We start from the raw sequence: 26,482 nt of genomic DNA, 5'->3' as shown, positions 1-26,482 counted from the left end.
AATCCATGCACGACTATCAACGCCCCCCGACCCTGCACCGCTATGGTCCCCGCAGCGAACTCGACCAGGCACTCAGCCAGGGTCATTTCGTGCTGCGGCCCGATGCGGGATTCCTCACGCTGTCGTTCTCGCAGGCGTGGAGCCGCGACCTGTTCGACCATTTCGGCGCCGATGCCTGCCTCGTCATCCATAACACCGAGGAATTTGGCGAACGCGTGCACCGTGCCGTGCAGCGCACGCTGCCGAACTGGGCCGGTATCGACGGCGCTGTCGAGTATGGCAGCCGCGCCCGGCTGGGCTCGGCCTTCACGATGGCCGCCCAGGATGCGGCAGAGCAGGAATGGAAATTCGCCTGGCGGCCGATGCATGCACAAGCCAGCCTGAACCCGGTGGTGATCCGGATCGGCAGCCTGGAGAATTTCGCGGAAGTGCGCACGCGCGACCAGTACCCGGCCTGAACGGCCAGGTTCAGCGCAGTCAGCGCGGCGCCGCCAGGGCCGCCGCACCGGTACGGGCAATGTCCGTGCCGGCCGAGGGCAGGGCGCGCGGTGCGATACCCTTGTCGAGCCGCGCCAGCACGGCGCCCATCATGCGTTCGATATCGCCGCGGATGATGTTCGTGCCGAGGATGCCCGGCACGTAGAAGTTGGGCATCATGCGCCCCTTGTACAGCACTTTCGTGCCGCCCGTTTCCGGGACAGGTACCAGCTCCCAGCGCGATTCATAGTGCTTCATGTCGCCGGAAATGAGCGCGATGTCGATGGACGACATGGGCTGCTCGGTGGCGCGCACGATCAGGTGGATCGAGCGCGACATGAACAGGAAGCGCGCATTGCCGAACTGCTCGATGATTACCTCGTTGCCATTGCGCGAAAGCACGCGGCACGACACGAGATCGGGCACGAACTCTTCCATCCGGTCATAGCCTGTCAGGATGCGCCACACGACAGGCAGCGGCGCCTGCACGGTGCCGGTGGCATCGATCTCGTACATGTGCAGCGCTTCCTGCATGATGCGCTTGACGGTGACCTGCAGCTTGGGCGTGTCGCTACCCGCCCCCTGCGCGAACACCAGCGTGGGCGCACCACAACCTATCAACAATAGCAGCAATAGTTGCCTCATGGTTCCAGCGTACGGTAACGGGCAGAGGAATACAAGGGCGGCACGCACGTACGGTTAGCTGGCGCACAGTCGCTTGCCGTGTCGAGGAGCATGGCCTGCTGCCACGCTAACTGCCCAGCTCGTGTCCACCCTGGGGCCAGGCCCCGTTTCGGACACGAGCTGGGCTGCACGGTCAGATGATCAGCGCTGTCAATGCCGGGCCCGTGTCCGATTTCGGGGTTGACCCCATGGTGGACACGGGCCCGGCCGTGGTTAGTGCGCGGCGGCGGCGGGCTTGCGGAAGGTGTCGATCACGAAATGGCTCATGTTGTCGGCCAGGACCTGTTCGCCGATGAAGATCTTGCCGGCCTGCTCTTGCCGCAGCAGGTCCGCTTCCTCTTCGCTGTGGGTGCGCACGACGGTGCGGATGTCCGGGTTCAGCGCGCGCGCCGTTTCGATCATGGCGCGCACGTGGAAGGTATCGGGCGTGGCGATCACCAGCATCCTGGCGTGGGCGATGTGGGCCTGGATCAGCACGGCTGGCTCTCCCGCGTTGCCGGCGACGGCGGGAATGCCGTTGCGCCGCAGCTCGTCGACCACTTCGCGGTTCTGTTCCGCGACCACGTAGTGGATGCCGTGCTCGTTGAGCGTGCGGGCGATGTGGCGGCCCACGCGGCCGTATCCCACCAGCACCACCTGGCCGGACAGCTTGGTGCGCGCCGTGGTCATCGGCAACTCGGCGAGCGGATCGGCCGGCCGGTCGAACTTTGCCGCCAGCAGCTTGTTGCGGCCGAGCCAGCGTTCCAGGGGCCCCGTCGCGGCAAAGACGAGCGGATTCAGGGCGATCGAGATGATTGCGCCGGCCAGCAGCAGGCTCTGACCTTCGTGCGGCATCAGCTTCAGGGAAATGCCCAGCGCGGCGAGGATGAAGGAGAATTCGCCGATCTGAGCCAGGCTGGCCGAGACCATCAGTGCGGTCTTGGCCGGATAGCGCAGCAGCACCACCAGCAGGAATGCGGCCAGCGACTTGCCGAAGATGATGATGGCGACCACCGCCAGCAGTTGCAGCGGTTGTTCCACGATGATGGCCGGTTCGAACAGCATGCCGACCGAAACAAAGAACAGCACCGCGAACGCATCGCGCAGCGGCAGCGACTCCTGCGCCGCGCGATGCGCCAGTGCCGATTCGCGCAGCACCATGCCGGCGAAGAACGCGCCCAGCGCGAACGAGATGCCGAACAGTTTCGTGGCGGCGAACGCGATGCCGACGGCCGCCGCGATCACGCACAGCGTGAACAGTTCGCGCGACCCGGTGCGCGCCACCTGCCACAGGATCCACGGGAACAGCTTGCGGCCCACCACCAGCATGAAGGCGACGAAGACGGCAACCTTGCCCAGCGTGACGGCCAGCGTCATCCAGATGCTGGCATTCGGGTCGACTCCCGTCGTGTCGCCGCCCAGCGAGGGCGCCAGCGCCGGCAGCAGCACCAGCACGATCACGGTGACGAGGTCCTCGACGACGAGCCAGCCGACGGCAATGCGGCCGTTGAAGGTATCGAGGATGCCCCGCTCCTCCAGCGCGCGCAGCAGCACCACGGTACTGGCGACGGACAGCGCCAGCCCGAACACCAGCCCGCCGCCGATCGACCAGCCCCACCAGTGCGCCAGGCCCATGCCCATCGCGGTGGCCGCAGCGATCTGCAGCACGGCACCGGGCAGGGCCACCTTGCGCACCTCCCACAGGTCGTCCAGCGAGAAATGCAGGCCCACGCCGAACATCATCAGCATGACGCCGATTTCCGCCAGCTGGCCAGCCAGGGCGGCGTCGGCGACAAAGCCGGGTGTGGCGGGACCAAGCAGGATGCCGGCGGCGAGGTAGCCGACCAGGGCGGGGAGTTTCAGGCGGGCGGCGATGAAGCCGAGGACGAGACCGAAGCCGAGGGCGGCCGCGATGGTGGTGATCAGGGGAACGTCATGGGGCATGCAGGCAGGGTTCCTTTCGATGTGGCGGGGCGGCGGACGCCGGCCCTTGCCGAAAGTATAAACGCAGCCGCCGCCACGCCCTGCCGTTTTTACGCCGCTTTCAGCGGCGCCTGGATCTCGCCGCCGGCTGCGGCGCTTCCTGCATCAGACCTTGCGGACGACCACGCTGCCGATCGAGTAACCTGCGCCGAACGAGCAGATGACGCCATAGGCGCCAGCCGGCAGATCGTCCTGGTACGTGTGGAAGGCGATGATGGAACCGGCGGACGAGGTGTTGGCATAGGTGTCCAGCACGACCGGTGCTTCGTCGATCGTGGCATCGCGGCCCAGGATCAGGCGGGCAATCAGCTGGTTCATGTTCAGGTTGGCCTGGTGCAGCCAGTAACGGCTGATCTGCCCGACCTCGAGGCCGGCGCTGGCGATCGAGTTCTTGATCATCTCGGCGGCCATCGGGCACACATCCTTGAATACCTTGCGGCCCTGCTGCTTGAACAGTTTGTCGGGCTGGCCCACGCCCGCCTCGTCGAAGCGGTTCATGAAGCCGAAGTTGTTGCGGATATTGTTGGAGAACGACGTCTTGAGCTTCATGTCGACGATCTCGAACTGGTGTTCGGAGACCGCGGCATCGCGGGCCTCGATCACGATCGCCGTGCAGGCATCACCGAAGATGAAGTGGCTGTCGCGGTCGCGGTAATCCAGGTGCCCGCTGGTGATTTCCGGGTTCAGTACCAGTACCGCGCGGGCCTGGCCCGTCTGGACGGCCGTGGCGCCGGTCTGGATGCCGAAGGTGGCCGACGAGCAGGCCACGTTCATGTCGAAGCCGAAACCATCGATCCCCAGTGCCTGCTGCACTTCGATGGCCATCGCCGGGTAGGCGCGCTGCATGTTCGAACAGGCGACGATGACCATGTCGATGTCGGCCGGCTGGCGGTTCGCGCGGGCCAGCGCATCCTTCGCGGCGGCCACGCAGATTTCCGCCTGCAGCGACAGTTCCTCGTTGGCGCGCTCGGGAATACGCGGCGCCATCCGTTCCGGATCGAGGATGCCGGCCTTGTCCATCACATAGCGCGACTTGATGCCCGATGCCTTTTCGATGAAGCCGGCGGACGACGGTTCCAGCGCCGTGACCGTGCCCGCCTCGATGGCGGCGGCATGTTCGGCATTGAACAGGGCCACATGGGCGTTGAACGCTTCCACCAGTTCTTCGTTCGAGATCGTGTGCGGTGGCGTGAACAGCCCGGTACCGCTGATAACGGCTTGTTTCATATGCAAACTTTCGAATTCGTTAAGGGCGCAAGCGCCGCTGAGGCGCTGATTCTACCTGAAGAAATGCGCGAAAAACGTGCCCAAAATAAACGACGCCCGGAGGCGTCGTGGCGTTCTTCGCACCAGGGAAAAAATCACTTCACGGCGGCTTGCACGATCGCCGAACCCGGCCTGGCCGTCTGCACCGGCAAGCCTTTCAGGTGGTTCAGCGCCTGCGCCAGCTGGAAATCGCCGGCGGAGCCATATTCGAGCGGCTTGCGTTTTTTCTCCAGCGCCAGGATGCGCGCCTGCTCTTCGAGTTCGTCCCGGCGCTCTTTCGAGACCTCCGCCTCGCGGTCGTTCGACAGGTGCCGGGACAGGTCGGCTTCGCGCATGCGCAGCGCATTCAGGCCATCGCCATCGGCGTATTCGTTGACGTGCAGGTCGGGCGCAATGCCCTTGGCCTGGATGGCGCGGCCGTGCGGCGTGTAGTAGCGCGCCGTGGTCAGCTTCAGCGCTGTGTCAGCGGTCAACTGGCGGATTGTTTGCACCGAGCCCTTGCCGAACGTTTGCGTGCCGATGATGGTGGCGCGTTGGTAGTCCTGTAGCGCGCCGGCCACGATCTCGGAAGCGGATGCGGAACCGGTGTTGACCAGCACGGCCAGCGGTACGCGTTTTACGGCTTCGGGCAGGCGGGCGAGTGGATCGCTGTCGCTGCGCAGCGAGTAATACTCGGCGCGCGCATAGAAGATCTGCTTCGAGTCGGGTAACTGGCCATTGGTCGTGACCACCGGCGTATCTTTTGGCAGGAAGGCCGCGGCCACGCCGATCGCGCCCTGCAGCACGCCACCGGGATCGTTGCGCAGGTCGAGCACCATGCCCTTCAGGTGCGGATCTTGCCGGTACAGTTCGGTGATCTTGGCGGCCAGGTCATCGACGGTGGGTTCCTGGAACTGCGCCACGCGCAGCCACGCATAGCCCGGCTCGATGATCTTGCCCTTGACGCTCTTCTGCAGGATTTCCTCGCGCACCAGGTTGAACGTGAGCGGTTGCGGTTCATCCTCGCGCAGCACCGTCAGCGTGACCTTGCTGTGCGGCTCGCCGCGCATCTTCTTCACCGATTCATCGAGCGACATGCCTTTCAATGGCATGGAGTCGAGGCGCGTGATCAGGTCGCCGGCCTTGATGCCGGCGCGGTAGGCCGGCGAATCCTCGATCGGCGCCACGATGCGGATATAGCCTTCGTCGCCCTGGGCAATCTCGATGCCCAGGCCCACGAAGCGGCCTTGCGAACCTTCGCGCAGTTCGGCATAGGCTTTCTTGTCGAGGTAGGCCGAATGCGGGTCGAGCGAGGCGACCATGCCGGAGATGGCTTCGGTCAGCAGCTTCCTGTCCTCGACCTGCTCGACGTAATCGGATTTGATCAGGCCATACACATCGGCCAGCTGGCGCAATTCCTCCAGCGGCAAGGCCGGCTCCGCGCGCTGGGCCATCGCGGAAAACTGCAGCGAAATGGCAATGCCGGCCACGACACCGATACCGACGAGCCCGGTGCGCTTGAATGCACGCTTCAGATTTTTGCCCATGTCATTGTCCACGCTGTTGCTCATGCCATGCCGAACTTGTTGCCCAACTGATCACTTGAATGAGTGCCGGATTGATGTTGAATCGCTGCTCATCCGATACAGGAGCAACCCGCGGTCACTCGACCGCCGTTGGGCCAGTATAAACCCGATTTTCCGCGAACGTAGTAGCTGTTGCATGGCGCGGCGGACGCTTTGCCATGATTTACATGTGGTCGTGATCTGTTCGGCAGCATTGCTTTTTTTGAAGACATGTATGACCGCGTTAATGAGCGTTACCAAATGTAAGAATGCCGGATTGACCTGCTGCCGCGTCCTACACTGGGCCCGTATTTCTCTCTACCCTGAAGTGGTTTTGGCCTGCGCTCCCGGCGCAGGCTTTTTTTTGCACGGAGCATTCATGGACACATTGAAGAGGGGCGCGGCTGCATTGGCCGCCGCGTTGCTGCTGGCCGGCCCGGCAAGCGCACTACCGTTGATGGAGGTGCGGGCGCAGGACTTGCTGATGATGGCACCGGCATTGAAGGATTCCCTGAAACTGAACGCCAATCAACAGACCTTGTGGCAGCAGACCGAAAGCAGGACGCGCACGCTGCTGCGCGAGCGCCAGTCGCGCGCAGAACGGATGCAGGCTGTGTCGCTTGAGGCCTTGCAGGCCCGGGAGATCGAACTGCGCGACCTGGTGGGGGCGCTCGATGCGGAAAGCGCCACGGCGCTGGCCGAGGAAAGACAGCTGCGCGAATGGTGGCTGACGGTAAACGATGCGCTTGATGAACCACAGCGCCGTGCGGTGGCCGTGTTCCTCGTCGAACAGCTGCAGCGCAAGCCGGAAGGGCCAAGCAGTGGTGGCGGCGCACCGCGCGGCGAAGGTGGCGGCGGGCATCGGGGCGGCCCGGGCGGCGGCCCCGGGGGCGGCATGGGCAACATGGGCGGCGGCATCAGCATCGGCCGCTGATCAGTGGTTGAAGGGTGGCCGCATCCTCGTGTACGCTAATGGACGGGCGCCCAGCGCGCCCGTCAACCAAGCGTCAATCCCGGGACGGCCCCCACGAAGGACCGCTCCCTTTTCTGAAAGCGGTCACGTGAAACGACATCTCCTCTCCACCCTGATTTTCTCCCTGTGCTCCTCCATGTACACCGCTGGCGCCATCGCTGCCGACACGGCCGCGCCATCATCGGGCATCGAGACGCAATACATCGACCACGGCGTGCGCCCGCAGGACGACTTCTTCGAACACTTGAATGGCGGCTGGCTGAAGACGGCCGAGATCCCGGCCGACAAGGCCAGCTGGGGCTCGTTCATGAAATTGCGCGACGATACGCTGCCGCAGCTGCGCGCCATCATCGAGGGCCTGGCGCAGCAGAAGCGGCTGCAGGGCGATGAACGGAAGATCGCCGACCTGTATGCCAGCTACATGGATGAAAAGAAGCTCGATGCGCTGGGCATCAAACCGGTGAAGGCAGAGCTGGCGCGCATTGCCGCCATCAAGGACAAGGCGCAAATCCCCGCGCTGGTGGCGCACCTGAACCGCCTGGGTGTGGTCACGCCGTATGCGGTGCGCGTGTCGCAGGATGCGCGCGAATCGTCGCGCTATGCCGCCTACGTGGCCCAGAGCGGCCTGGGCTTGCCGGACCGCGACTATTACCTGAAGAAGGATGACGCGAAGCTGGCCGACGCGCTGGCGAAATACGAGCTGCACATCGCGAAAGTGCTCACGCTGGCCGGCGCGAAGGATGCCGCGGTACAGGCAAGGAACATCGTGGCGCTGGAAACCGCGCTGGCGCAGGCGCAGTGGACCAAGGTGGAAAACCGCGATCCCGTGAAGCGCTACAACAAGGTGGCGATCGATCAACTGGCGGCGCTGGCGCCGGGCTATGACTGGCAGGGCACGCTGGCCGCGGCGGGGATTGCCGGAAAGACGGCGCATTCTCCCGATTATGTCATCGTGATGCAGCCCTCTTACCTGCAGGGCTTCGCGAAGACGCTGAACGACACCGACCTGGCCACGTGGAAGGCGTATTTCACGTGGCAGTTGCTGCGCGATGCATCGCCCTACCTGTCGAAGCCGTTCGCCGATGCGCACTTCGCGTTCTACGGCACCGTGCTGACGGGCGTGACGGAGCAGCCACCGCGCTGGAAGCGTGGCGTGGGTGTCGTGGAAGGCGCGATCGGCGAGGGACTGGGCAAGCTGTACGTTGCCCAGCACTTCCCGCCGGAGCGCAAGGACAAGATGGAAAAGCTCGTGGACAACCTGCTGGTGGCCTACCGGCAGAGCATCGACACGCTGGACTGGATGAGCCCCGCGACGAAGAAGGAAGCGCAGGCCAAGCTGGCCAAGTTCACGCCGAAGATCGGCTACCCGGACAAGTGGCGCGATTATTCGGCATTCAAAACGGTGAAGGGTGACCTGGCGGGCAACCTGCGCCGCGCCGCCGAATTCGAGTATGACCGCAACATCGCCAAGCTGGGCCAGCCGATCGACCGCACCGAATGGGGCATGACCCCGCAAACGGTGAACGCCTACTACCGCTCGACCACCAACGAGATCGTGTTCCCGGCCGCGATCCTGCAACCGCCGTTCTTCGATGCGAAGGCGGACGATGCGGTGAACTATGGCGCGATCGGTGCCGTGATCGGCCACGAGATCAGCCACGGCTTCGACGATTCGGGCAGCCAGTCCGACGGCGACGGCAACCTGCGCAACTGGTGGACCGATGCGGACCGCGCCAACTTCAAGGCCAAGGCCGACCGTCTGGTGGCGCAGTACGACGGCTACAGCCCGCTGCCCGGCTACAACGTGAACGGCAAGCTCACGCTGGGCGAGAACATCGCCGACAACTCGGGCCTGGCGATTGCGTACAAGGCTTACAAACTGTCGCTGAACGGCCAGCCGGCGCCGGTGATCGACAAGCTGACGGGCGAGCAGCGCTTCTACATGGGCTTTGGCCAGGTATGGCGCGCGAAGATGCGCGAGGCGCAGCAGATCGTGCAGGTGAAGACCGACCCGCACTCGCCGGGGCGGTTCCGCGCCAACGGCACCGTGGTCAACCAGCCCGGCTTCTATGAAGCCTTCGGCGTGAAGGAAGGCGACAAGCTGTACCTGAAGCCGGAAGAGCGCGTGATTATCTGGTAATGCGCATCCGGTAATGAGCATTTGGTAATGCGCATCTGCTGACGAACTTCCGGTCGGGAGGCCGGACCTGCGCTGGCAAAAAGGCTACAGCCCGTGGCCTTTTCGTCATCATGGCAGGCCGGTATGGTATTGTCGATTGACCGGTAACCGACCGGTAAACCCATAGTCCTACACAAGAGGGAAATACCTTGAAACGACACCTGTTAAGTGCATTGACGCTCGGCCTGCTGGCCGGCGTGTGCGGCTTCGCAAACGCGGCCGACAAGGCCCCCGCCGGCAAGGCGGCATCGGGCATCGCGATCGAATATATCGACCCATCCGTGCGCGCCCAGGACGATTTCTTCGTTCATACCAATGGCAAATGGCTGGCCACCACCGAGATCCCGGCCGACAAATCGAGCTGGGGTGCCTTCCACAAGCTGCACGAGGATACCCAGCCGCAGCTGCGCAAGATCATCGAGGACGCGGCCGCCAGCGCGAAGGATGCGGACCAGCAGCGCATCGGCGATTTCTACGCCAGCTTCATGGATGAAGCGCGCGTCGAGCAATTGGGCGTTGCGCCGATCAAGGACAACCTGGCGAAGATCGCCGCCATCGGCGACAAGAAAGCGCTGCCGCAACTGTTCGCCGAATTCAACCGCCATGGCGTGACGGCGCCGTTCAACCTCACCATCCACCAGGACAACAAGGATTCCACGAAGTACGTGGTCGATTTCTTCCAGGATGGCCTGGGCTTGCCCGACCGCGATTACTACCTGAAAAAGGATGACGCGAAGCTGGCCGAAGCGCTGGCCAAGTATGAGCTCCACGTGGCGAAGATGCTGACGCTGGCCGGCGATGCCAATGCCGCCGTCAATGCCAAGGCCATCGTGGCGTTCGAGACCGACATCGCCAAGATCCAGTGGAGCAAGGTCGAACTGCGCGACCCGGTCAAGGCGTACAACAAGTACGACACCGCCAAGGTGGGCGAGCTGATGCCGGGCTTCGACTGGAATGCCTACCTGGCCGCCACCGGCGTGCAGGGTAAGGCGACTTACGTGATCGTCAGCCAGCCGACCTATTTCCAGGCGCTGGACAAGGTGCTGGCCGACACGCCGCTGGCAACGCTGAAGGCGTATGCGCAGTGGCAGCTGATCCACGATGCGGCGCCGTACCTGTCGAAGGCATTCGTCGACGAGAACTTTGCGTTCTACGGCACCACGCTGTCCGGCGCCACCGAGAACCGGCCGCGCTGGAAACGCGCCGTCAGCTCCACGGAAGCGGCGCTGGGCGAGGCGATCGGCAAGGTGTACGTGCAGCAGCATTTCCCGGCCGAGTACAAGGCACGCATGGAAGTGCTGGTGAAAAACCTGCTGACGGCGTTCAAACAAAGCATCAACACGCTGGACTGGATGACGCCGGCCACGAAGAAGGAAGCGCAAACGAAACTGGCCAAGTTCACGACCAAGATCGGCTACCCGAACAAGTGGCGCGATTACTCGGCGCTGACCGTCAAGCGTGACGACCTGCTGGGCAATGTGCAGCGTGCGAACGAGTTCAACTACAACAAGGAGTTGAACAAGCTGGGCAAGCCGATCGACCGCGACGAGTGGCTGATGACGCCGCAGACGGTGAACGCCTACTACAACCCGGAAATGAACGAGATCGTGTTCCCGGCCTCGATCCTGCAACCGCCGTTCTTCGATCCGAAGGCCGATGACGCGGTGAACTATGGCGCGATCGGCGGCGTGATCGGCCATGAGATCAGCCACGGCTTCGACGACCAGGGCGCCCAGTACGATGGCGACGGTAACCTGCGCGACTGGTGGAGCCCGGCCGACCACAAGAACTTCAAGGCCAAGACGAGCCAGCTGGTGGCGCAGTACGGTGCCTACAGCCCGCTGCCCGGCTACCAGGTGAACGGCGAGCTGACGCTGGGCGAGAATATCGGCGACAACTCCGGCCTGGCCGTGGCGTACAAGGCCTACAAGCTGTCGCTGAAGGGCAAGAAGGCGCCGGTGATCGATGGCCTGACGGGCGACCAGCGCTTCTACATGGGCTGGGCGCAGGTATGGCGGATGAAGATGCGTGAACCGGCGCAGATCGTGCAGATCAAGACCGACCCGCACGCCCCTGGCCAGTTCCGTGCCAACGGCACGATGCGCAACCAGCCCGGCTTCTACGAAGCCTTCAAGGTCAAGTCCGGCGACAAGATGTTCCTGGCGCCGAAGGAGCGCGTGATCATCTGGTAAGCGTGACGTGAACCAGGAAAAAGCCGCCCGCGAGGCGGCTTTTTTTGGGCTGCGTTTTCCGCCGTATTTTCCGCTACGTTCGCCGCTGTACAGGCAACAAAAAACCGCCTCGCGGGCGGTTTTTGCAGGTTCGGCAGGCTTGGCCGATGTTGTCAGCCTTTCGGCGGCTGCGCGGCTTCGGCAGCGGCTGGTGCGCCGGCTGCGGGAGCCGCGGCCGGGGCGGCGGCAGGGGCAGGCACTTCCGGTTCCTTGAACTTGGCACCCGACTGGTTTGCCATGTAGACGACGGCACGGGCAACCTCCACGTCGTCCAGCTCCGGGTTGCCGCCCTTGGCCGGCATGGCGCGCAAGCCTTCGACCGCGTGCTTGACGACGGTGTCGTATCCCTGGGCGAGCCGGGCGGCCCATTGGCCACTGTCGCCCGTCTTGGGTGCGCCCGCAATGCCCGCGCCGTGGCAGGCCTGGCAGGTGGAGGTGTACACCGCTTCGGCGGTCTGCAGCACCTTGGGCGCGTTCGCGTCCTTGAACGTGAAGCCTTCGTCGGCAACGGGTTTCAGGCGCGCGGCAACGGCTTCCGGCGACATGGCGTCGGAACCGGCGCCGGTCAGTTTTTGCTGGGTGACGAATTGCACCAGCAGGATGATGCCCAGGATGGTGACGAGAAAGAATGCGATGACTGCTGCTGCGAGTTGCTTGGGAGTCCGGATGACGGATTGGTGCTCGTGGTGTGCGTCGCTCATGATTTCCTTAGTACAAGTGGCTGGTCGACCAGCGCGTGAATGTTGTAAACATCGGGGTACTTGGGTAGGGCAGACTTCTCGCCGAGAAACCGGCTGATTATAGTCCCAAAATTATGGCGCGGGAAACAACTCGGCCGTGCGGGAAACGGCGCCGCGTTGCTTGCCCGGCTGCCGGCGCCATCATCCCGGCAAGCAAAATACTTGTGTTTTCGGATAGACGCGCGGCAGGAAAGCCGGTATCCTTCGGTTCTCCGTGCGGCTGTAGCTCAGTGGATAGAGTATTGGCCTCCGAAGCCAAGGGTCGCTGGTTCGATCCCAGCCAGCCGCACCAATTAATTCAATGAGTTACGAGGGTTTTCGGTATTCGATCAGCGTGTTTTCCTGTTCGTGTAACCCTCTTGTAACCTCTCTGCTGTAATTCCTCCCTATTTTTTCCATTGTTGAGTTCGACTGTTGTCGAGGCACGACTATGCGTCGCTGATTTTTTTTGCATTTCCCGGTGAAGTTGCTACACGCTGTCCATCCTTCCGACCGCGCTGGCACGCGTCAGGTACAGGAGTATGGCGTCAAAAACGTTGTAAAAACGTTTCGTCAAGAAAACATAAGAAGACTCAACGTACTGAAAAAAACTGCGCAGTTATCAGGTTTTGCCCAGAAGACTTTTCTCTACTGGAAGAAAGCAGCAACGTCCAAAAAAAAGATCCTGTTGCTTTTCCGTTCCACACCTTGCAAGCCACACCGAAAGGCCTAGACTTAAATTCTTGATAATTATCAAGATGAGCCTAAAACACTTGTTATAGGGGGGGATGCCATGCCTGCGCCTTTCAAGCAAATCACGAAAGAGCAATTCGCCGAACTGTTGTCGAAATTCCCGTTCAAACGCAAGATCAACGCGGTGCATATGCACCATACCTGGAAGCCGGACCGCGCCGCCTACAGGAAGCACGACACCATCGTGGCCATGTGGCGCTTCCATACCCAGACGAATGGCTGGTCCGATATCGCCCAGCACATCTCGATCGCGCCGGATGGCACGATCTGGCTGGGGCGCGACTGGAACCGCCCGCCGGCCAGCGCGGCCGGCCACAACGGCAATGCCCAGGCCGGCCCCTTCATGTTCGAGATCATCGGCAACTTCGACGAAGGCAAGGATCCTTTCGATGGACCGCAGCGTGACACCGTGCTCGAGGTAATCGCCCGCGTCCAGCACCTCTTCGGGCTGCCGCCGGGCAGCCTGCAGTTCCATAACATGATGTCGACCAAGAGCTGCCCGGGAACCAGCATCGACTACCATCGCCTGCTGCACGACGTCGGCGAACTGCACCTCCAGTTGTTCAGCAGCACGCGCGCCGTGCCGCCGTCCGAAGGACCGTTCTCGCCCGAGCAGCTCGCTTCGGCGCAGGTGGTGCGCGAGGCGATCGAGGACTTGCAGCGCGATACCGGGCGCGCGATCGAGCCGGCCGATGCCGAGCCTTGCGCCCGTCACGAGGAGCAATACGAATCCGGCGCCGGGCGTGGTGGCGAGGGTGAGCGCGGCATCCGCTTCGACGCCGCCGACTTGCAGGAGATGAAGCCGCACATCGTCAACCTGCGCATGGGGCTGTTTTCCTCGAATGGCGATTGGACCACGACCCAGGCCGACGTCGACGCCATCTTCGAGACCTATTTGCCTGCCGCGTTGACGGCCGCAGCGGCCGAAGGGCGCCGGCTGAAGCTGATGTTCTACGCCCATGGCGGCTTGACCAGCGAAACGAGCGCGCTGGCCGCGGCGCGCGAGCGCATCGGCTGGTGGAAGAGCAACGGCATCTATCCGATCCACTTCATCTGGGAAACCGGCCTGGGCGAAGTGCTGGGCCAGATGCTGGAGCGCTGGAAGCAGGGCCGCGCTCCCGCCGCGCGCAACGTGTTCTCCGACCATGTGAGCGATCCGTTGATCGAAGCCTTCGCCCACCGCGCGGGCGGCGTGCAGATCTGGAACGGCATGAAATGGAGTGCCCAGCAGGCCTCTTCGCCGACCGCGGCAGGCGCGACACCAGGGGGTGCCTTCTACGTGGCCGAGCGCCTGGCCGCCTTCTGCAAGAACCATGAGGACATCGAAGTCCATGCCGCCGGCCACAGCGCCGGCGCGATCTTCCATGCCTATTTCATTCCTTGCGCGCTGGAGCGCGGCGTGCCGAAATTCCACAGTCTGCACCTGCTGGCGCCGGCCTCCCGGGTCGACTTGTTCCACCAGAAGCTCAGGCCCGTGGTCGAGGACAAGCGTATCGGCCAGCTCACGATGTACACGATGGCGGACAGCTTCGAGAAGGACGACGACTGCGGCAAGGTGTACCGCAAGTCGCTCCTCTACCTGATCCACAAAGGGCTGGAGCCGGACCAGGACACACCCATCCTGGGCCTGGAGCAGTGCGTGCGCACCGACCAGGAGTTGAAGAAGCTGTTCATCCTCGGTACCGGCAAGGCGCGCGCCGACGTCGTCTGGTCCGACAATCGCCTCGACCGCGGCCGCAGTGCCAGCCGCTCGCGCACCCACGGCGGCTTCGACGACGATCCGGCCACCATGGGCAGCATCGTGCGGCGCGTGCTGGACAAGTCCGACGCCGACCGCATCGTCGAGCTGCCGGCCGGCACCCGCGGCGCCGATCTCTGGCAGCCATCCTTCGACTACTGGGGCGGCGAACAGGCAGAGGCGCAATCGCAGCTGCAGCAGCCCGTCCACGTGGCGGCCGCGCCCGTATCCTCGTACCAGGGCTGGCATGCGCCTGCTCATGCGGGCACCAACGGGCAGGCCAACGGCGGTCGCCGCAACGCACTCTGCGTCGGCATCGACACCTATCCGACCGCGCCTCTGAACGCCTGCGTCAACGATGCGCGCGCGTGGTCGGACATTCTGGTGCGGCTCGGCTTCGCGCCGCCGCGCATGCTGCTCGACCAGCGCGCCACCCGCGCCGCGATCCTGCAGCACCTGACCCAGCTGGTCGAGGACAGCCGTCGGGGCGACGTGATCGTGTTCCAGTATGCGGGCCACGGCACCCAGGTACCAGACCTGGACGGCGACGAGCAGGGCGGCGATACACCGGGCCAGGACGAAGCCTTGTGTCCCTATGACTTCGCCTCGGGCGAGCTGCTGGTCGACGACGACATGCGCGCCGTCTTCGCGCGCCTGCCGGACGGCGTGAACCTCACCTGTTTCTTCGACTGCTGCCATTCGGGCACCATCACCCGCTTCGGCGTCGGTGGTCGTCAGGCCCAGCCCGAGCCCGGCAAACGCGCGCGTTTCGTCCCCGCCACCCGCCAGTTGCGCGAGCTGTACCGGGCCAAGCGCCAGGAGCGCGGCCACCGTGCGGCGGCGGGCGGTGGTCTCGACATGATGCGCGAGGTCGTGTTCTCGGCCTGTCTTTCCAGCGAAGTGGCGCTAGAAAGCGGCGACCATGGCGATTTCACGCGCTGCGCCATGCAAGTGCTAGCGCAGGATGTGGCCGGCCTGTCGAACGCCGAGTTCGCCGAGCGCGTCACCCAGAACTTCGGTCACGCGCCGCGCCAGCACGCGAAGCTGTACAGCAGCGAGGCTGGTCAGGGCCTGGGCTTGCTGCAGCCGCACGCGCCCGGCCGCGGCCGCTCGGCGGGTCATGCCATGGGGGGCCCTTCTGCCCATGAAATGGAGCTGGCGGCCCTGCTGGCACGGGTGCGCGAGCTGCTGACGCCGGCGCATTGAGGGCGGCGCCATGTCCGACGACAACGTACATGGCGTGTCCACGGCGGCCCCGGTGGCCGCCGTGGCCCAATCCCGCGACGAGGAAGCATCCTCGGCGCCGGCGCCGGCATGTCCGGCGCCGGCCGGTGGGCCGGAATGGCGCCACGAGATCGACCCTGGCGTTACCCGCACGGTCGCGCGCACGCCCCCCACCGGGCGCGAATCACCTTTGTACCGGCCGCTGCGCATCTTTACCTCCGATCCCAGCGCCTCCGGGCTCGAAGGCGCGGTGGCGGCCGTCAACGTGCCCTATGAAAAGCTGGAACCCGGTCCCTCGGGCCGCTTGTTCCTGGTTGACCACCATGACGCCGACACCGGCCAGGACTACGTGCGCGCTAACCTCGACGACCCATATCCGCTGCTCGGCAAGGGGTATGATCCAGCGCCGTCCGACGTGCGCTTTCACCAGCAAATGGTGTATGCGGTCTGCTGCAATGTCTACGCCGCCTTCCGTGTCGCCCTGGGGCGCGACATCACCTGGGGTTTCGCGCGCACGGAAGACGCGGGGCGGCTGTGGCTGCGGCCGCATGCCTTCCGCGGCGTGAACGCGCATTACGACAAGGAGCAGGGTGTGCTGTGCTTCGGCTACGAACAGGCGCCCGACCTGAAGGGAGCGATCCGGGTCCTTCCCGGCGAATACATCTTCACCTGCCTGTCGCACGACATCATCACGCACGAGCTGACCCATGCGGTCCTGGACGGACTGCGCAGCAGTTTCAGCATTCCCAGCAACCCGGACGTGGCCGCCTTCCACGAGGCGATCGCCGACCTGATCGCGATCTTCCAGCGCCTCGGCTACCGCGAGCTGGTGCACGCGGCGGTGCGCAAGTCGCGCGGCTTGCCGGAACAGGCCAGGCAGCTGGTCGAGCTGGCGCGCCAGGCCGGCTATGCCAGCGGCTTCAACGGCGCGCTGCGCGAGGCCATCGACGAGACCTCGCCGCGCCAGTACGACGAGAGCCTTGATCCGCACACGCTCGGATCAGTGCTGGTGGCGGCCGTGTTCGACGCCTTCCTGATCGTCTACCGGCGCAAGACCGCGCGCTACCTGCGCCTGGCGACCGGCGGTAGCGGCATGCTGCCTCCCGGCGAACTGCCGGCCGACCTGGTCGACCTGCTGGCCGACAAGATCAGTGCCCTGGCCAGCCAGTTCCAGGGCTTGATCATCCGCGCGATCGACTACTGCCCCCCGTGGACATCCGCTTCGGGGAATTCCTGCGCGCCCTGATCACCGCCGACCACGACCTGGTGCGGGACGATCGCTGGAGCTACCGCGACGCGCTGATAGACGCCTTCTCGCGGCGCCGCATCCTGCCGCGCGGCGTGTACAACCTGTCCGAACCGGCGCTGTTGTGGAACACGCCGCGGCTGAAACACCCGCCGCTGGAAAAGCTGAGCTTCCGCGATCTGCGCTTCGAGGGCGACCCCGGCTGTCCGGCGGGCAGCGAGGAATTGCTGCGCCAGGCCACCGTGCTTGGCGGCTACGTGACGCAGCCGGCGCTGGCCGAGGAGTTCGGCCTGGTCGCGCCGGGAACGCCCGGCTTCGCGCCCGGTGGTATCGGGGCGCCGCGTGTGATGTCGATCCGCACCGCGCGCCGCGTCGGTCCGGACAGCCAGATCGTGTTCGACCTGGTGGCCGAGGTGGTGCAGCGCTGCCGGGTCTTGCCGGCCGACGGCAGCCCCGTATTCGAAGTGCTGGGTGGCTGTACCGTGATCCTGGGGCCGGACGGCGCATTCCGCTACGTGATCTCGAAATCGGCGCTGGGCATCGGCAGGGTGGAAAGACGCCAGCACTTCCTTGCGTCCAGCCAAGGCCGTCGCTACTGGACGGTGGAGGACGGGGAATACCACCTGAAGGGGGAATTCTTCGACCTGCTGGATACCCCTGCCCGCCCTCACACTTGAGGGGAGCGCCCTTGCGGAGCTGCGGTGGCCCATGCAGTGCTCGCTTGTTGGACGAGCTACAAGTGTACAAATTTCGCATGTCGGCAATCGGCACAGCGCGCAAAAAAATCGCTGATACGCGCCTGTGACTTCACCGGTGCGTAATTGGACGCTAGTATTTCGGTGACCGCGCTGAGAACGTGAGAGCGGTTCCTGGACGAAAGCAAAAAATAGACAGCTGGTACGTCTACCCCGACGACGCCGTTGTGTCCGTGCCTCACGGTGACGAGTGACAGGCAAAGGTCATCACACCGGGACCTGCAACGCTGGAAGTATCGCAAGTGCAAACGCCGCGGTCGAAAAGTGCCTGTAACCCTATCGAGCTGATTGGAAAGCGATGACAATTTGTTTTTGTGAGAAACACGGGCGCCAGCCGTGCGGAAAGATCTCGAAAAATTTGGATAACGAAATAAAAGATGGTCACGATGTATCAACAAGGATACGTGAATTTTCCTTTGTCATTGAGGATCTCGAGTGGCCATTTTATGGGCTACAGGAAGAAATAGAGCAACTGCCGGAAGTCTGCATAAATGGCGATTTTATTGTCCAGAGTGAGGATCGGCTTAATGACGTTTTAGATCGAATAACAATACTTTGCCTTGGGTGCCTGAAAGAGGCGATGAATGGTGCAGCGTTACCTGTCAAAGAAAGCGGACAACCATAGCATGCGGGTCCATGTGTCACGCTAACGATGAGAGCAGCCGAGAGTTCAGTTGAAGGGGTAGAACCGCTGGCCGGTTCATACGACAGAGCTTACCCCGCGAATTCAACGGTTTGGTGGTCAGTACTCATCCGCATCGGTACGCTAAATAGTGCAAGTCGTGCGTCATAGTGCAATGACGGACCCGCAGATGTCTCCGATCCCGACAGGTTTTTGCTTGTCGGGATCGGAGACGTCCTGTCATGCAAACCCTACTTTCTATTGAAGTTTTCCGTATGTCTTCATAAGTTCGTTGCGAGTATCCGTAGCGACGCATCCCGCAACCCACAGGCTCTACCTTCGATTCGCCCGCTTTCGGGCTGAACTGTTGCGCCAGCGCATCTGTCTGCACCGTCCAATGCAATTTTTCGACCTGCATGCTGCCAGGGCAGTCAGGTGGCAGAGCAAGCCTTGCACCGCATCGCGCAGCTCTACGCCATCGGGCAGCAGGCACATCACCTGGCGCCGGCACAGCGCCTGGCCCTGCGCCAGCAGAAAGCCGTGCCGGCACTGGCTGACCTGCACGTCTGGCTGCTGGCCACGCGGCGCATCGCTGTCGCCGGTAGCGGCACGCCAAGGCCATCGAGCATGCCTGAAGCGCTGGCCGGCGCTGCAGCGCTACGCTGACCCGGGCCATCTGTTAATCGACAGTAACCAGTTGAGAATGCCATCCGTCCAATCGCCGTCGGCAAGAAGAACTGGTTGTTTACCGGATCTGAACGTGCCGGCCGCCGTGCTGCCGCGAGCGAGACGCTCTTCGCTACCGCAAAACTCAACGGCCTCGACCCCACACGGTAGCTGGCCGAGACGCTTGACGCACTGCCGACCTGCCCGAACAGCAGAATTGACCGCTGCTGCCATTTGCGGACTCTACAGCGAACGAGATCTGTGGCAGGGAGACAATCAGCGAATCGGCGTCCAGAGCCGGGATGCGCAATCCAATACGGTTTCAGAGGCAGTATTTTGATGATGAGACCGGGCTGCATTACAACCGTTATCGGCATTCGATCCGTACAGCGGTCGATTTATTTTAAAAGATCCAATTGGCCTGGCAGGTGGTTTCAATGTTCATATCTATGCGCAAAATCAAACGGAATAGGTTGATCCGTTAGGTCTTACGAAAAGCGGAACTGCAACGATTAACCGCTATAAGTCAGATGCGCCGGCTGGCCATTACACTGTAATCGTGAATGGACCAAGCGGAGATTTGCATACGCATCAAGTTATCAGGGGCAATGGTTCAACTACGGTGGTGAATGAAGCGCAGTCGAAAATTATGGAAGGTGAGGTCCAGCAAGTACTGTGACCATTCCTCTTAACGATGCTGAAGCGGCGCAAAAGTATCAAAAGAGCCAAATTGGCCAGCCACTGGGGTGGTATGATGAAAGGACAAATAGCTGTGTGGATCACGTCGCCAATGTCTTGCGCGCGGGAGGCGAAGATATTCCGCCTGGGGCGCGCAGTTAATTGAAATATATGGCCAGGAAAGGCATAAAGATTAGGGGCTGAATATGGGCATGATTAGTTGTGAATTGCATGGTTGGCGTGGGGTCGCCTCAATGACCCCGACGGCTGCGAAAGCCTTTGACGAACAAAAGGAAATGGAACCTATCGTTCTTGTGGAGCTCGTATTTGACGAGGTGGTGCCGTTCTTCCTCTATGCCCTTAAAGCGGAGCTTCCTTTTGAGAAGACTAAATGGCTTGGTCAAACATATTCAGTAGATAGCGAAGAAGTGCTTGACGCAATACTTGGTATTCTGGTACCTCGATGCGGAGCATGTGTTAATCAAGCATTGAAATGAGGCTAAACAAGCTATGCATACACAGATTTTGGCTGAACCACTTATCAAAGTAACCAAGGCGATCCGAGAGTAGACGGAAGATGGCAGTTTCGATTCTGCGACTGCAGTGGGACCGAACATATGGCTAACCTATGTGAGCGATGCGCTGGGCGAGGCCTGAGTCTATTAGGACGTCCAGGGCTACACCTCCCGTATTTTTCCGTAGCTCTTTTTTGTTGGCGTCTTAAGGGGATAATAGTTCAGTTCAAAAAGTTCATTGTGACTGCAAGCGTTATGCTTGCAGCATCTGTGGCAATGGCTGAGTCATTACCAAAAGCTGTCTATTTGAGTAAATTTTATGGGCGCTTTGGAAAAATCTGGATATTCATCCCAAGAGTTTATGGAGTCCACACAACGGGTACTGATTTCAGGTTTGTGATTTGATGTTTTCTTCAGGGCACAATATATGTCTTTTCAAAAATGTGTTATCAAATAATGCTCCCTTTAGATGCGCCGCAAGGCTGCCGAATAAGGTTATCCCGATGCGCTATTTTTGCTTGGCTGGATATTCGGGTGAGAGCGGCGGGAGCGCAAAAGTACCAGCGCTCAGTAGAAGAAAAACCTGGTGGCATATATGATGAAGAGACCAACAGCTGCCTCACACACGTTGGAAATGCTCTCCGTGCCGGCGGTAGCAGTACCTCAAGAACCAAAGGCGCAAGGAAAATACTTTAGGAAACAAGGCTTTCAACTTGGTTTAAGGAGGCCATAAAGATGGCAATATGTATCTGCAAAAAACACGGGCGGCAACCCGGCGAAAAAGTCTCAAAGATTTTACATGAAGAATTTAGAAACGGTCATGATATCTCAATGAAAATGAGGGATTTCTCCTTTGTCATGAGGATATGGAATGGCCATTTTATGGTCTTCAGGAAGAGATAGAGCAATTGCCCGAAATCTGCGTAAATGGAGATTTTCTTGTTCAGAGTGAGAAACGGCTTAGTAAAGTTTTAGAACGTATTACAGTTATGTGCCTTGCTTGCTTAAAAGGAGCGATGAATGGCGCAGCGTTACCTGTCAAAGAGAGCGGTCAACCATAGTATGCGGGTGCATCTATCACGCTAACGATGAGAGCAGCCGAGAGTTCAGTTGAAGAGGGGAAGAAGGCTGGCCGGTTCATACGCAGAGCTAACCCCGCGAATTCAACGGTTTGGTGGTCAGTACTCATCCGCATCGGTACGCTAAATGGTGCAAATCGTGCGTCATAGTGCAATGACGGACCCGCAGATGTCTCCGATCCCGACAGGTTTTTGCTTGTTGGGATCGGAGACGTCCTGCCATCCAAACCCTACTTTCTATTGAAGTTTTCCGTATGTCTTCATAAGTTCGTCGCGAGTATCCGTAGCGATGCATCCCGCAACCCACAGGCTCTAGCTTCGATTCGCCGGCTTTCGGGCTGAACTGTTGCGCCAGCGCATCTGTCTGCACCGTCCAAATTTTTCGACCTGCATACTGCCAGTGGCAGTCAGGTGGCAGAGCAAGCCTTGCACCGCATCGCGCAGCTCTACGCCATCGGGCAGCAGGCACATCACCTGGCGCCGGCACAGCGCCTGGCCCTGCGCCAGCAGAAAGCCGTGCCGGCACTGGCTGACCTGCACGTCTGGCTGCTGGCCACGCGGCGCATTGCTGTCGCCGGTAGCGGCACGCCAAGGCCATCGAGCATGCCTGAAGCGCTGGCCGGCGCTGCAGCGCTACGCTGACCCGGGCCATCTGCTAATCGACAGTAACCAGTTGAGAATGCCATCCGTCCAATCGCCGTCGGCAAGAAGAACTGCTTGTTTGCCGGAGCTGAACGTGCCGGCCGCCGTGCTGCCGCGAGCGAGACGCTCTTCGCCACCGGCAAGCTCAACGGCCTCGACACCGCATGCTGGCTGATCGGGACGCTTGACGCGCTGCCGACCTGCCCGAACAGCAGAATCGACCGGCTGCTGCCATTTGCGGACTCTACAGCGAATGAGATCTGTGGCAGGCGGGGCAGTTAGCCGCCTGCACTGACGCTGCGCACCTTCAAGGTCTTTTCCGGTTTTTTGCTGAGGCGATGCGTCAGCGCAACGGTTTTACCGTTTTCCTGTCAGTTCGACAATTTCCCTACATTCTTAGTTGTCAATAAGGTTATGCTTTGCGGCACTGCATTGTGACGTTCCGTGCTGATATGAAGCAGGATCTTGCGTTAGCGCTGTGAAATGGTCGAGTTACCGGTGTAAAATTTAGTCGTATCATTTCTGCAATTTCTGGTAGACAATTACGGCTGCATTTCGATGGCCAACCGCTGGGTCCACGCGATTGCCAACAGAAGATTCTTGTTATCAATATTGCACTAATTAAAATTTTGATATACAGTTGGCATAAAGACAAATCGTAATTCTTGAACGGAACCCGATATGGAAAACGATCAAATCGTTGCAGTTGTGGGGCTGGGCTATGTAGGTCTGCCCTTGGCGGTGGAGTTCGGCAAGAAGCGAACGACAATCGGTTTTGACCTGTCGGAAGCAAAGGTCGAGAATTACAGGCGATTCGTCGACCCCACGGGTGAAGTCTCGACGGACGACCTGAAGGCAGCACGTCACCTGTCAGTCACTACCGATCCGGCAGCACTGGCGCAAGCCGACTATATCGTTGTCGCTGTGCCGACCCCTGTCGACATCGCCCACAATCCTGACTTCGGGCCCCTCATCGGCGCTTCCACCAGCGTTGGCAAACACCTGAAGCGCGGCGCGATCGTTGTCTACGAATCCACCGTTTATCCGGGCGCAACCGAGGAAATCTGTATTCCGATCCTGGAAAAGCAGTCCGGTCTGAAATGGAAAGAGGATTTCCATATCGGCTTTTCGCCGGAGCGCATCAACCCGGGCGACAAGCAGCACACGCTGACCACCATCCTGAAAGTGGTTTCCGGCGACGATGCGCCAACGTTGGAAGCAGTTGCGAAACTGTATGAATCGATCATCACCGCCGGCGTCTATCGTGCCTCGAGCGTGAAGGTGGCCGAGGCAGCGAAAGTCATCGAAAACACCCAGCGCGACCTGAACATCGCCCTGATGAACGAGCTGGCGATCATCTTCGACAAGATCGGCATCGACACGCTCGAAGTACTGCAGGCGGCCGGCACCAAGTGGAACTTCCTGCCGTTCCGCCCTGGCCTGGTCGGCGGGCACTGCATCGGCGTCGATCCCTATTATCTGACCCATAAGGCCGAGATGGTCGGCTATCACCCTCAGGTAATCCTGGCTGGTCGCCGCATCAACGACGGCATGGCCAAATTCGTGGCCGAGAAAACGGTCAAGGAAATGATCGCCACAGGCTGCCACGTGAAGGGCGCCAAGGTCAACGTGCTGGGCCTGACGTTCAAGGAAAACTGCCCCGACCTGCGTAATTCGAAAGTCGCCGACGTGGTCGCCGAACTGCAGTCCTATGGGTTGGACGTGCACGTATACGACCCGGTAGCCGAAGCTGATGAAGCAATGCATGAGTACGGCATCAAGCTGGAAAGCTGGGAGTCGCTGCCCCGTGCCGACGCGGTCGTAGCCGCGGTATCGCACAAGGAATTGCTGGCGCTGTCGTTGACCGACCTGGCATCGAAACTGAACGATGGCGGTTGCTTCATCGACGTGAAGTCACAGTTCCCCTTGTCCGGCCTGCGCGAAGCCGGTTACGCCGTCTGGCGCCTGTAAGCGCTGGACCATTCGGAGGCATGCCAGCTGTGAGTAAGTTCGACGACGTAGTGGAACACCTGGGCGGCCGGCAATACCGCTGGCTCGTGACGGGTGCCGCCGGCTTCATCGGTTCCAATCTCGTGGAAGCGCTGCTGAAACTGGGCCAGCGCGTGACGGGGCTGGACGATTTCTCCACGGGCCACCAGCACAACCTCGACCTCGTTCGCGAGGCCGTCGGCACGCATGCCTGGGCTGGCTTTCATTTCATCGAAGGCGACATTCGCGATACCGACACGTGTGCCCGCGCCTGCGAGGGCGCCGACTTCGTGCTGCACGAAGCGGCCCTGGGGTCCGTTACCCGGTCGCTGGAAAATCCGCAGCGCACGCACGACGTGAACGTGACCGGGTTCGTCAACATGCTGGTTGCGGCGCGCGACGCGAAGGTGAAACGATTCGTGTACGCCGCCTCCAGCTCTACTTATGGCGACCATCCCGGCCTGCCGAAGGTCGAAGACCGGATCGGCAAGCCGCTGTCGCCGTATGCCGTGACCAAGTACGTCAACGAACTGTATGCCGACGTGTTTGCCCGTTGCTACGGTATCGAGGCGATCGGGCTGCGCTACTTCAACGTCTTCGGCCCGCGCCAGGACCCCCAAGGTGCGTATGCCGCCGTGATACCCCAGTGGGTAGCGGCGATGATCGGTGATCGTCCCGTGTTCATCAACGGCGACGGTGAAACCAGCCGCGATTTCTGCTTCATCGACAACGTGGTGCAGGCCAACCTGCTGGCTGCACTGGCGACCACGCCGGGCGCGGCAAACACCGTCTACAACGTGGCGCTGAATGAGCGCACGAGCCTTAACCAGCTGTATCACATGATGCGCGAACTGTTGCAGGAACGGTTCCCGCACCTGCGCGATGCGCAACCGCAGTACAAGGACTACAGGGCCGGCGACGTGCGCCATTCGCAGGCCGATATTACCCGGGCGCGTGAATCACTGGGCTATGCTCCGACGCATGACATTGCCGCCGGGCTCAGGGAAGCAATGGATTGGTACGTGCAACACCTGGCGATCGCCAGCTGAAAAGTGGTTCCACAAGCCGCAGTCGACGGCGCGGGAATAAAACTAGGTGTACGCCCTGGGGGGTAAAAATGTTAAGAATTTCCAACCACTACATATCCAAGGTAGTGTTCAGCCTGCTGTTCCTCGAGGTGCTGATACTCATCGGTTCCTTCTATGCGGGCGCGGGATTGCGGATCTTCGATGGCGACGAATTCGTCTTGCCGAAGCTCGATCATTTCTTCATGTCCGCCTGCGTGTTCGCGGCAGCGATCGTGTTCTCGATGAGCGCGCTGGGCATGTACCAGGTCAAGGTCAGTGAAGGCTTGCGCAACCCGTTCTTCCTGCAGCTCATGCCTTCGTTCGCGATGGGCTTTTGCATCCTCACGCTGGTGTTCTATCTGGCGCCCGACCTGTATTTCGGCCGCGGCATCCTGATCCTGGTGTTCTGTATTTCCGGCACCGGCATCGTGCTGGCCAGGATGGTGTTCCTGAAGAGTTCAGAACTGTCGATCCTCGAATCGCGCATCATCTTCGTCGGCTGCGGCCATCTGGCCAAGGAATGCGGCGACCTGGCCACACGCAGCGGTAGCTATCACAAGTATCACATCGCAGGTTACGTGCCCATGCCCGGTGAAGAAATTTCCGTGCCGCGCGATCGCGTTCTGGCGCTGGAGTCCGGCAAATCGCTGGTACAGCTGGCGCAGCAGAACCGGGTCAGTGAAATCGTCGTCTCCGTGCAGAACCGGCGTGGCGGCACGTTTCCGATCAAGGAGCTGCTCGATTGCAAGCTGTATGGGATCAGTGTTACCGATTCAAGCACGTTCTTCGAACGGGAGACATTCCAGATCCGCGTCGATTCCGTGCAGCCGAGCTGGCTGGTGTTCGGCGGCGGCTTCGACCAGAGCTGGGTACGCACGTTCATGAAGCGCAGCTTCGACGTTGCCGCCAGCCTGCTGCTGCTGGTGGTATCGCTGCCGGTGATGTTGGTGACGGCTCTTGCAATCTATATCGAGGACCGCGCGCCGATCTTTTACTCCCAGGAGCGCGTCGGCAAGGATGGCCACGTGTTTCGCGTGATGAAGTTCCGCAGCATGTTCACCAATGCCGAACAGGGCGGCAAGCCGCAATGGGCCGCCAAGAACGACCCCCGCATCACCCGCGTGGGCAATATCATCCGCAAATTGCGGATCGACGAGCTGCCGCAGATCCTGAATGTCCTGAAGGGCGAGATGAGTTTTGTCGGCCCCCGCCCGGAGCGGCCTTACTTTGTCGAACAATTGACTGAACGGGTACCGTACTACAACGTGCGGCACAGCATCAAACCAGGCATTACCGGCTGGGCACAGGTGCGCTACGGGTATGGCGACTCGGTCGAGGACGCCGTGCAAAAATTGCAATACGACTTGTACTACGTGAAAAATAACAGTTTGCTGCTCGACGTGCTGGTACTGATCGACACCTTCAAGGTCGTGATGTTCCGGGGAGGCCGCTGAGCGGCCTGGGCTGCACGGC

The 26,482-nt window shown here is 61.4% G+C and carries 18 protein-coding genes, 1 tRNA gene and 2 pseudogenes; 16 read left to right on the top strand and 5 right to left on the bottom strand.

Features of this window, described 5'->3' with window-relative positions; translation table 11 throughout:
* The first annotated feature begins 5 nt into the window (after positions 1–5).
* Positions 6–458, top strand: coding sequence for a hypothetical protein (locus EWM63_RS12210; protein ID WP_130186764.1), 453 nt, complete (start codon positions 6–8; stop codon positions 456–458).
* Between the two features lie 19 nt (positions 459–477).
* Here EWM63_RS12210 and EWM63_RS12205 read toward each other — a convergent pair whose 3' ends face one another.
* The 4 genes from EWM63_RS12205 to EWM63_RS12190 form a co-directional block, all read right to left on the bottom strand.
* Positions 478–1,122 (bottom strand): SRPBCC family protein, encoded by a 645-nt coding sequence (locus EWM63_RS12205; protein WP_130186763.1) that lies wholly within the window; start codon positions 1,120–1,122, stop codon positions 478–480.
* Positions 1,123–1,374: 252 nt separating this feature from the next.
* On the bottom strand, positions 1,375–3,084 hold the full coding sequence (locus EWM63_RS12200) for a cation:proton antiporter domain-containing protein (protein ID WP_130186762.1): 1,710 nt from the start codon (positions 3,082–3,084) through the stop codon (positions 1,375–1,377).
* 144 nt (positions 3,085–3,228) lie between these two features.
* Positions 3,229–4,350 carry a beta-ketoacyl-ACP synthase III gene (locus EWM63_RS12195; protein ID WP_130186761.1) on the bottom strand — a complete coding sequence of 374 codons (1,122 nt, stop codon included), beginning with the start codon at positions 4,348–4,350 and terminating at the stop codon, positions 3,229–3,231.
* A 134-nt stretch (positions 4,351–4,484) separates the two neighbouring features.
* Positions 4,485–5,915 (bottom strand): S41 family peptidase, encoded by a 1,431-nt coding sequence (locus EWM63_RS12190; RefSeq protein WP_130186760.1) that lies wholly within the window; start codon positions 5,913–5,915, stop codon positions 4,485–4,487.
* A 397-nt stretch (positions 5,916–6,312) separates the two neighbouring features.
* Between EWM63_RS12190 and EWM63_RS31795 the strand changes: the two genes are divergently transcribed.
* The 3 genes from EWM63_RS31795 (at position 6,313) to EWM63_RS12175 (ending at position 11,277) form a co-directional block, all read left to right on the top strand.
* Positions 6,313–6,867 (top strand): hypothetical protein, encoded by a 555-nt coding sequence (locus EWM63_RS31795; RefSeq protein WP_165390812.1) that lies wholly within the window; start codon positions 6,313–6,315, stop codon positions 6,865–6,867.
* A gap of 127 nt (positions 6,868–6,994) precedes the next feature.
* Entirely contained in the window at positions 6,995–9,046 is a 2,052-nt protein-coding gene (locus EWM63_RS12180) for a M13 family metallopeptidase (RefSeq protein WP_371861215.1), read from the top strand.
* 188 nt (positions 9,047–9,234) lie between these two features.
* On the top strand, positions 9,235–11,277 hold the full coding sequence (locus EWM63_RS12175) for a M13 family metallopeptidase (RefSeq protein WP_130186758.1): 2,043 nt from the start codon (positions 9,235–9,237) through the stop codon (positions 11,275–11,277).
* A gap of 152 nt (positions 11,278–11,429) precedes the next feature.
* Here EWM63_RS12175 and EWM63_RS12170 read toward each other — a convergent pair whose 3' ends face one another.
* Entirely contained in the window at positions 11,430–12,017 is a 588-nt protein-coding gene (locus EWM63_RS12170) for a c-type cytochrome (RefSeq protein ID WP_130186757.1), read from the bottom strand.
* A gap of 255 nt (positions 12,018–12,272) precedes the next feature.
* Here EWM63_RS12170 and EWM63_RS12165 point away from each other — a divergent pair.
* The 12 genes and pseudogenes from EWM63_RS12165 (at position 12,273) to EWM63_RS12110 (ending at position 26,463) form a co-directional block, all read left to right on the top strand.
* Positions 12,273–12,348: transfer RNA gene (locus EWM63_RS12165), tRNA-Arg, on the top strand.
* Between the two features lie 480 nt (positions 12,349–12,828).
* The gene (locus EWM63_RS12160; protein ID WP_130186756.1) at positions 12,829–15,732 is read left to right on the top strand and encodes a caspase family protein; all 2,904 of its coding nucleotides are present in this window, start codon (positions 12,829–12,831) and stop codon (positions 15,730–15,732) included.
* 10 nt (positions 15,733–15,742) lie between these two features.
* Complete coding sequence (locus EWM63_RS12155) at positions 15,743–16,996, top strand: gluzincin family metallopeptidase (protein WP_130186755.1); 1,254 nt, start codon at positions 15,743–15,745, stop codon at positions 16,994–16,996.
* Positions 16,960–17,673 (top strand): hypothetical protein, encoded by a 714-nt coding sequence (locus EWM63_RS12150; protein ID WP_130186754.1) that lies wholly within the window; start codon positions 16,960–16,962, stop codon positions 17,671–17,673. The genes EWM63_RS12155 and EWM63_RS12150 overlap by 37 nt, the downstream gene beginning before the upstream one ends.
* A gap of 436 nt (positions 17,674–18,109) precedes the next feature.
* On the top strand, positions 18,110–18,376 hold the full coding sequence (locus EWM63_RS12145; protein WP_130186753.1) for a hypothetical protein: 267 nt from the start codon (positions 18,110–18,112) through the stop codon (positions 18,374–18,376).
* Positions 18,377–18,808: 432 nt separating this feature from the next.
* Positions 18,809–19,210: pseudogene (locus EWM63_RS32370) on the top strand (IS66 family transposase).
* Positions 19,211–19,335: 125 nt separating this feature from the next.
* Positions 19,336–19,508 (top strand): annotated as a pseudogene (locus EWM63_RS33050) (RHS repeat-associated core domain-containing protein); the annotation flags it as partial.
* 415 nt (positions 19,509–19,923) lie between these two features.
* Positions 19,924–20,214 carry a hypothetical protein gene (locus EWM63_RS12130; protein ID WP_130186751.1) on the top strand — a complete coding sequence of 97 codons (291 nt, stop codon included), beginning with the start codon at positions 19,924–19,926 and terminating at the stop codon, positions 20,212–20,214.
* Positions 20,215–21,671: 1,457 nt separating this feature from the next.
* The gene (locus tag EWM63_RS12125; protein WP_130186750.1) at positions 21,672–21,953 is read left to right on the top strand and encodes an IS66 family transposase; all 282 of its coding nucleotides are present in this window, start codon (positions 21,672–21,674) and stop codon (positions 21,951–21,953) included.
* A gap of 681 nt (positions 21,954–22,634) precedes the next feature.
* The gene (locus EWM63_RS12120) at positions 22,635–23,924 is read left to right on the top strand and encodes a nucleotide sugar dehydrogenase (RefSeq protein WP_130186749.1); all 1,290 of its coding nucleotides are present in this window, start codon (positions 22,635–22,637) and stop codon (positions 23,922–23,924) included.
* A 20-nt stretch (positions 23,925–23,944) separates the two neighbouring features.
* Positions 23,945–24,991, top strand: a complete 1,047-nt coding sequence (locus EWM63_RS12115) for an SDR family oxidoreductase (RefSeq protein WP_130186748.1) — start codon at positions 23,945–23,947, stop codon at positions 24,989–24,991.
* Between the two features lie 68 nt (positions 24,992–25,059).
* On the top strand, positions 25,060–26,463 hold the full coding sequence (locus EWM63_RS12110; protein WP_130186747.1) for a TIGR03013 family XrtA/PEP-CTERM system glycosyltransferase: 1,404 nt from the start codon (positions 25,060–25,062) through the stop codon (positions 26,461–26,463).
* The last annotated feature ends 19 nt before the right edge of the window (positions 26,464–26,482 follow it).

Origin of the sequence: Pseudoduganella lutea (assembly GCF_004209755.1) — a bacterium.
In the GTDB taxonomy this organism is placed as follows: Bacteria; Pseudomonadota; Gammaproteobacteria; order Burkholderiales; family Burkholderiaceae_D; genus Rugamonas; species Rugamonas lutea.
The sequence above is the reverse complement of the archived record's forward strand: the minus strand, read 5'-3'. Positions and strand labels throughout refer to the sequence as shown.

What these genes read in the sequence shown, in the direction of transcription:
- EWM63_RS12210 (WP_130186764.1), top strand. Translation starts at nt 6, where the DNA reads ATGCACGACTATCAACGCCCCCCGACCCTGCACCGCTATGGTCCCCGC.
- EWM63_RS12170 (WP_130186757.1), bottom strand. Translation starts at nt 12,017, where the DNA reads ATGAGCGACGCACACCACGAGCACCAATCCGTCATCCGGACTCCCAAG.
- EWM63_RS12110 (WP_130186747.1), top strand. Translation starts at nt 25,060, where the DNA reads ATGTTAAGAATTTCCAACCACTACATATCCAAGGTAGTGTTCAGCCTG.
- EWM63_RS12115 (WP_130186748.1), top strand. Translation starts at nt 23,945, where the DNA reads ATGCCAGCTGTGAGTAAGTTCGACGACGTAGTGGAACACCTGGGCGGC.
- EWM63_RS12195 (WP_130186761.1), bottom strand. Translation starts at nt 4,350, where the DNA reads ATGAAACAAGCCGTTATCAGCGGTACCGGGCTGTTCACGCCACCGCAC.
- EWM63_RS31795 (WP_165390812.1), top strand. Translation starts at nt 6,313, where the DNA reads ATGGACACATTGAAGAGGGGCGCGGCTGCATTGGCCGCCGCGTTGCTG.
- EWM63_RS12155 (WP_130186755.1), top strand. Translation starts at nt 15,743, where the DNA reads ATGTCCGACGACAACGTACATGGCGTGTCCACGGCGGCCCCGGTGGCC.
- EWM63_RS12205 (WP_130186763.1), bottom strand. Translation starts at nt 1,122, where the DNA reads ATGAGGCAACTATTGCTGCTATTGTTGATAGGTTGTGGTGCGCCCACG.
- EWM63_RS12120 (WP_130186749.1), top strand. Translation starts at nt 22,635, where the DNA reads ATGGAAAACGATCAAATCGTTGCAGTTGTGGGGCTGGGCTATGTAGGT.
- EWM63_RS12200 (WP_130186762.1), bottom strand. Translation starts at nt 3,084, where the DNA reads ATGCCCCATGACGTTCCCCTGATCACCACCATCGCGGCCGCCCTCGGC.
- EWM63_RS12160 (WP_130186756.1), top strand. Translation starts at nt 12,829, where the DNA reads ATGCCTGCGCCTTTCAAGCAAATCACGAAAGAGCAATTCGCCGAACTG.
- EWM63_RS12190 (WP_130186760.1), bottom strand. Translation starts at nt 5,915, where the DNA reads ATGGGCAAAAATCTGAAGCGTGCATTCAAGCGCACCGGGCTCGTCGGT.
- EWM63_RS12130 (WP_130186751.1), top strand. Translation starts at nt 19,924, where the DNA reads ATGGGCATGATTAGTTGTGAATTGCATGGTTGGCGTGGGGTCGCCTCA.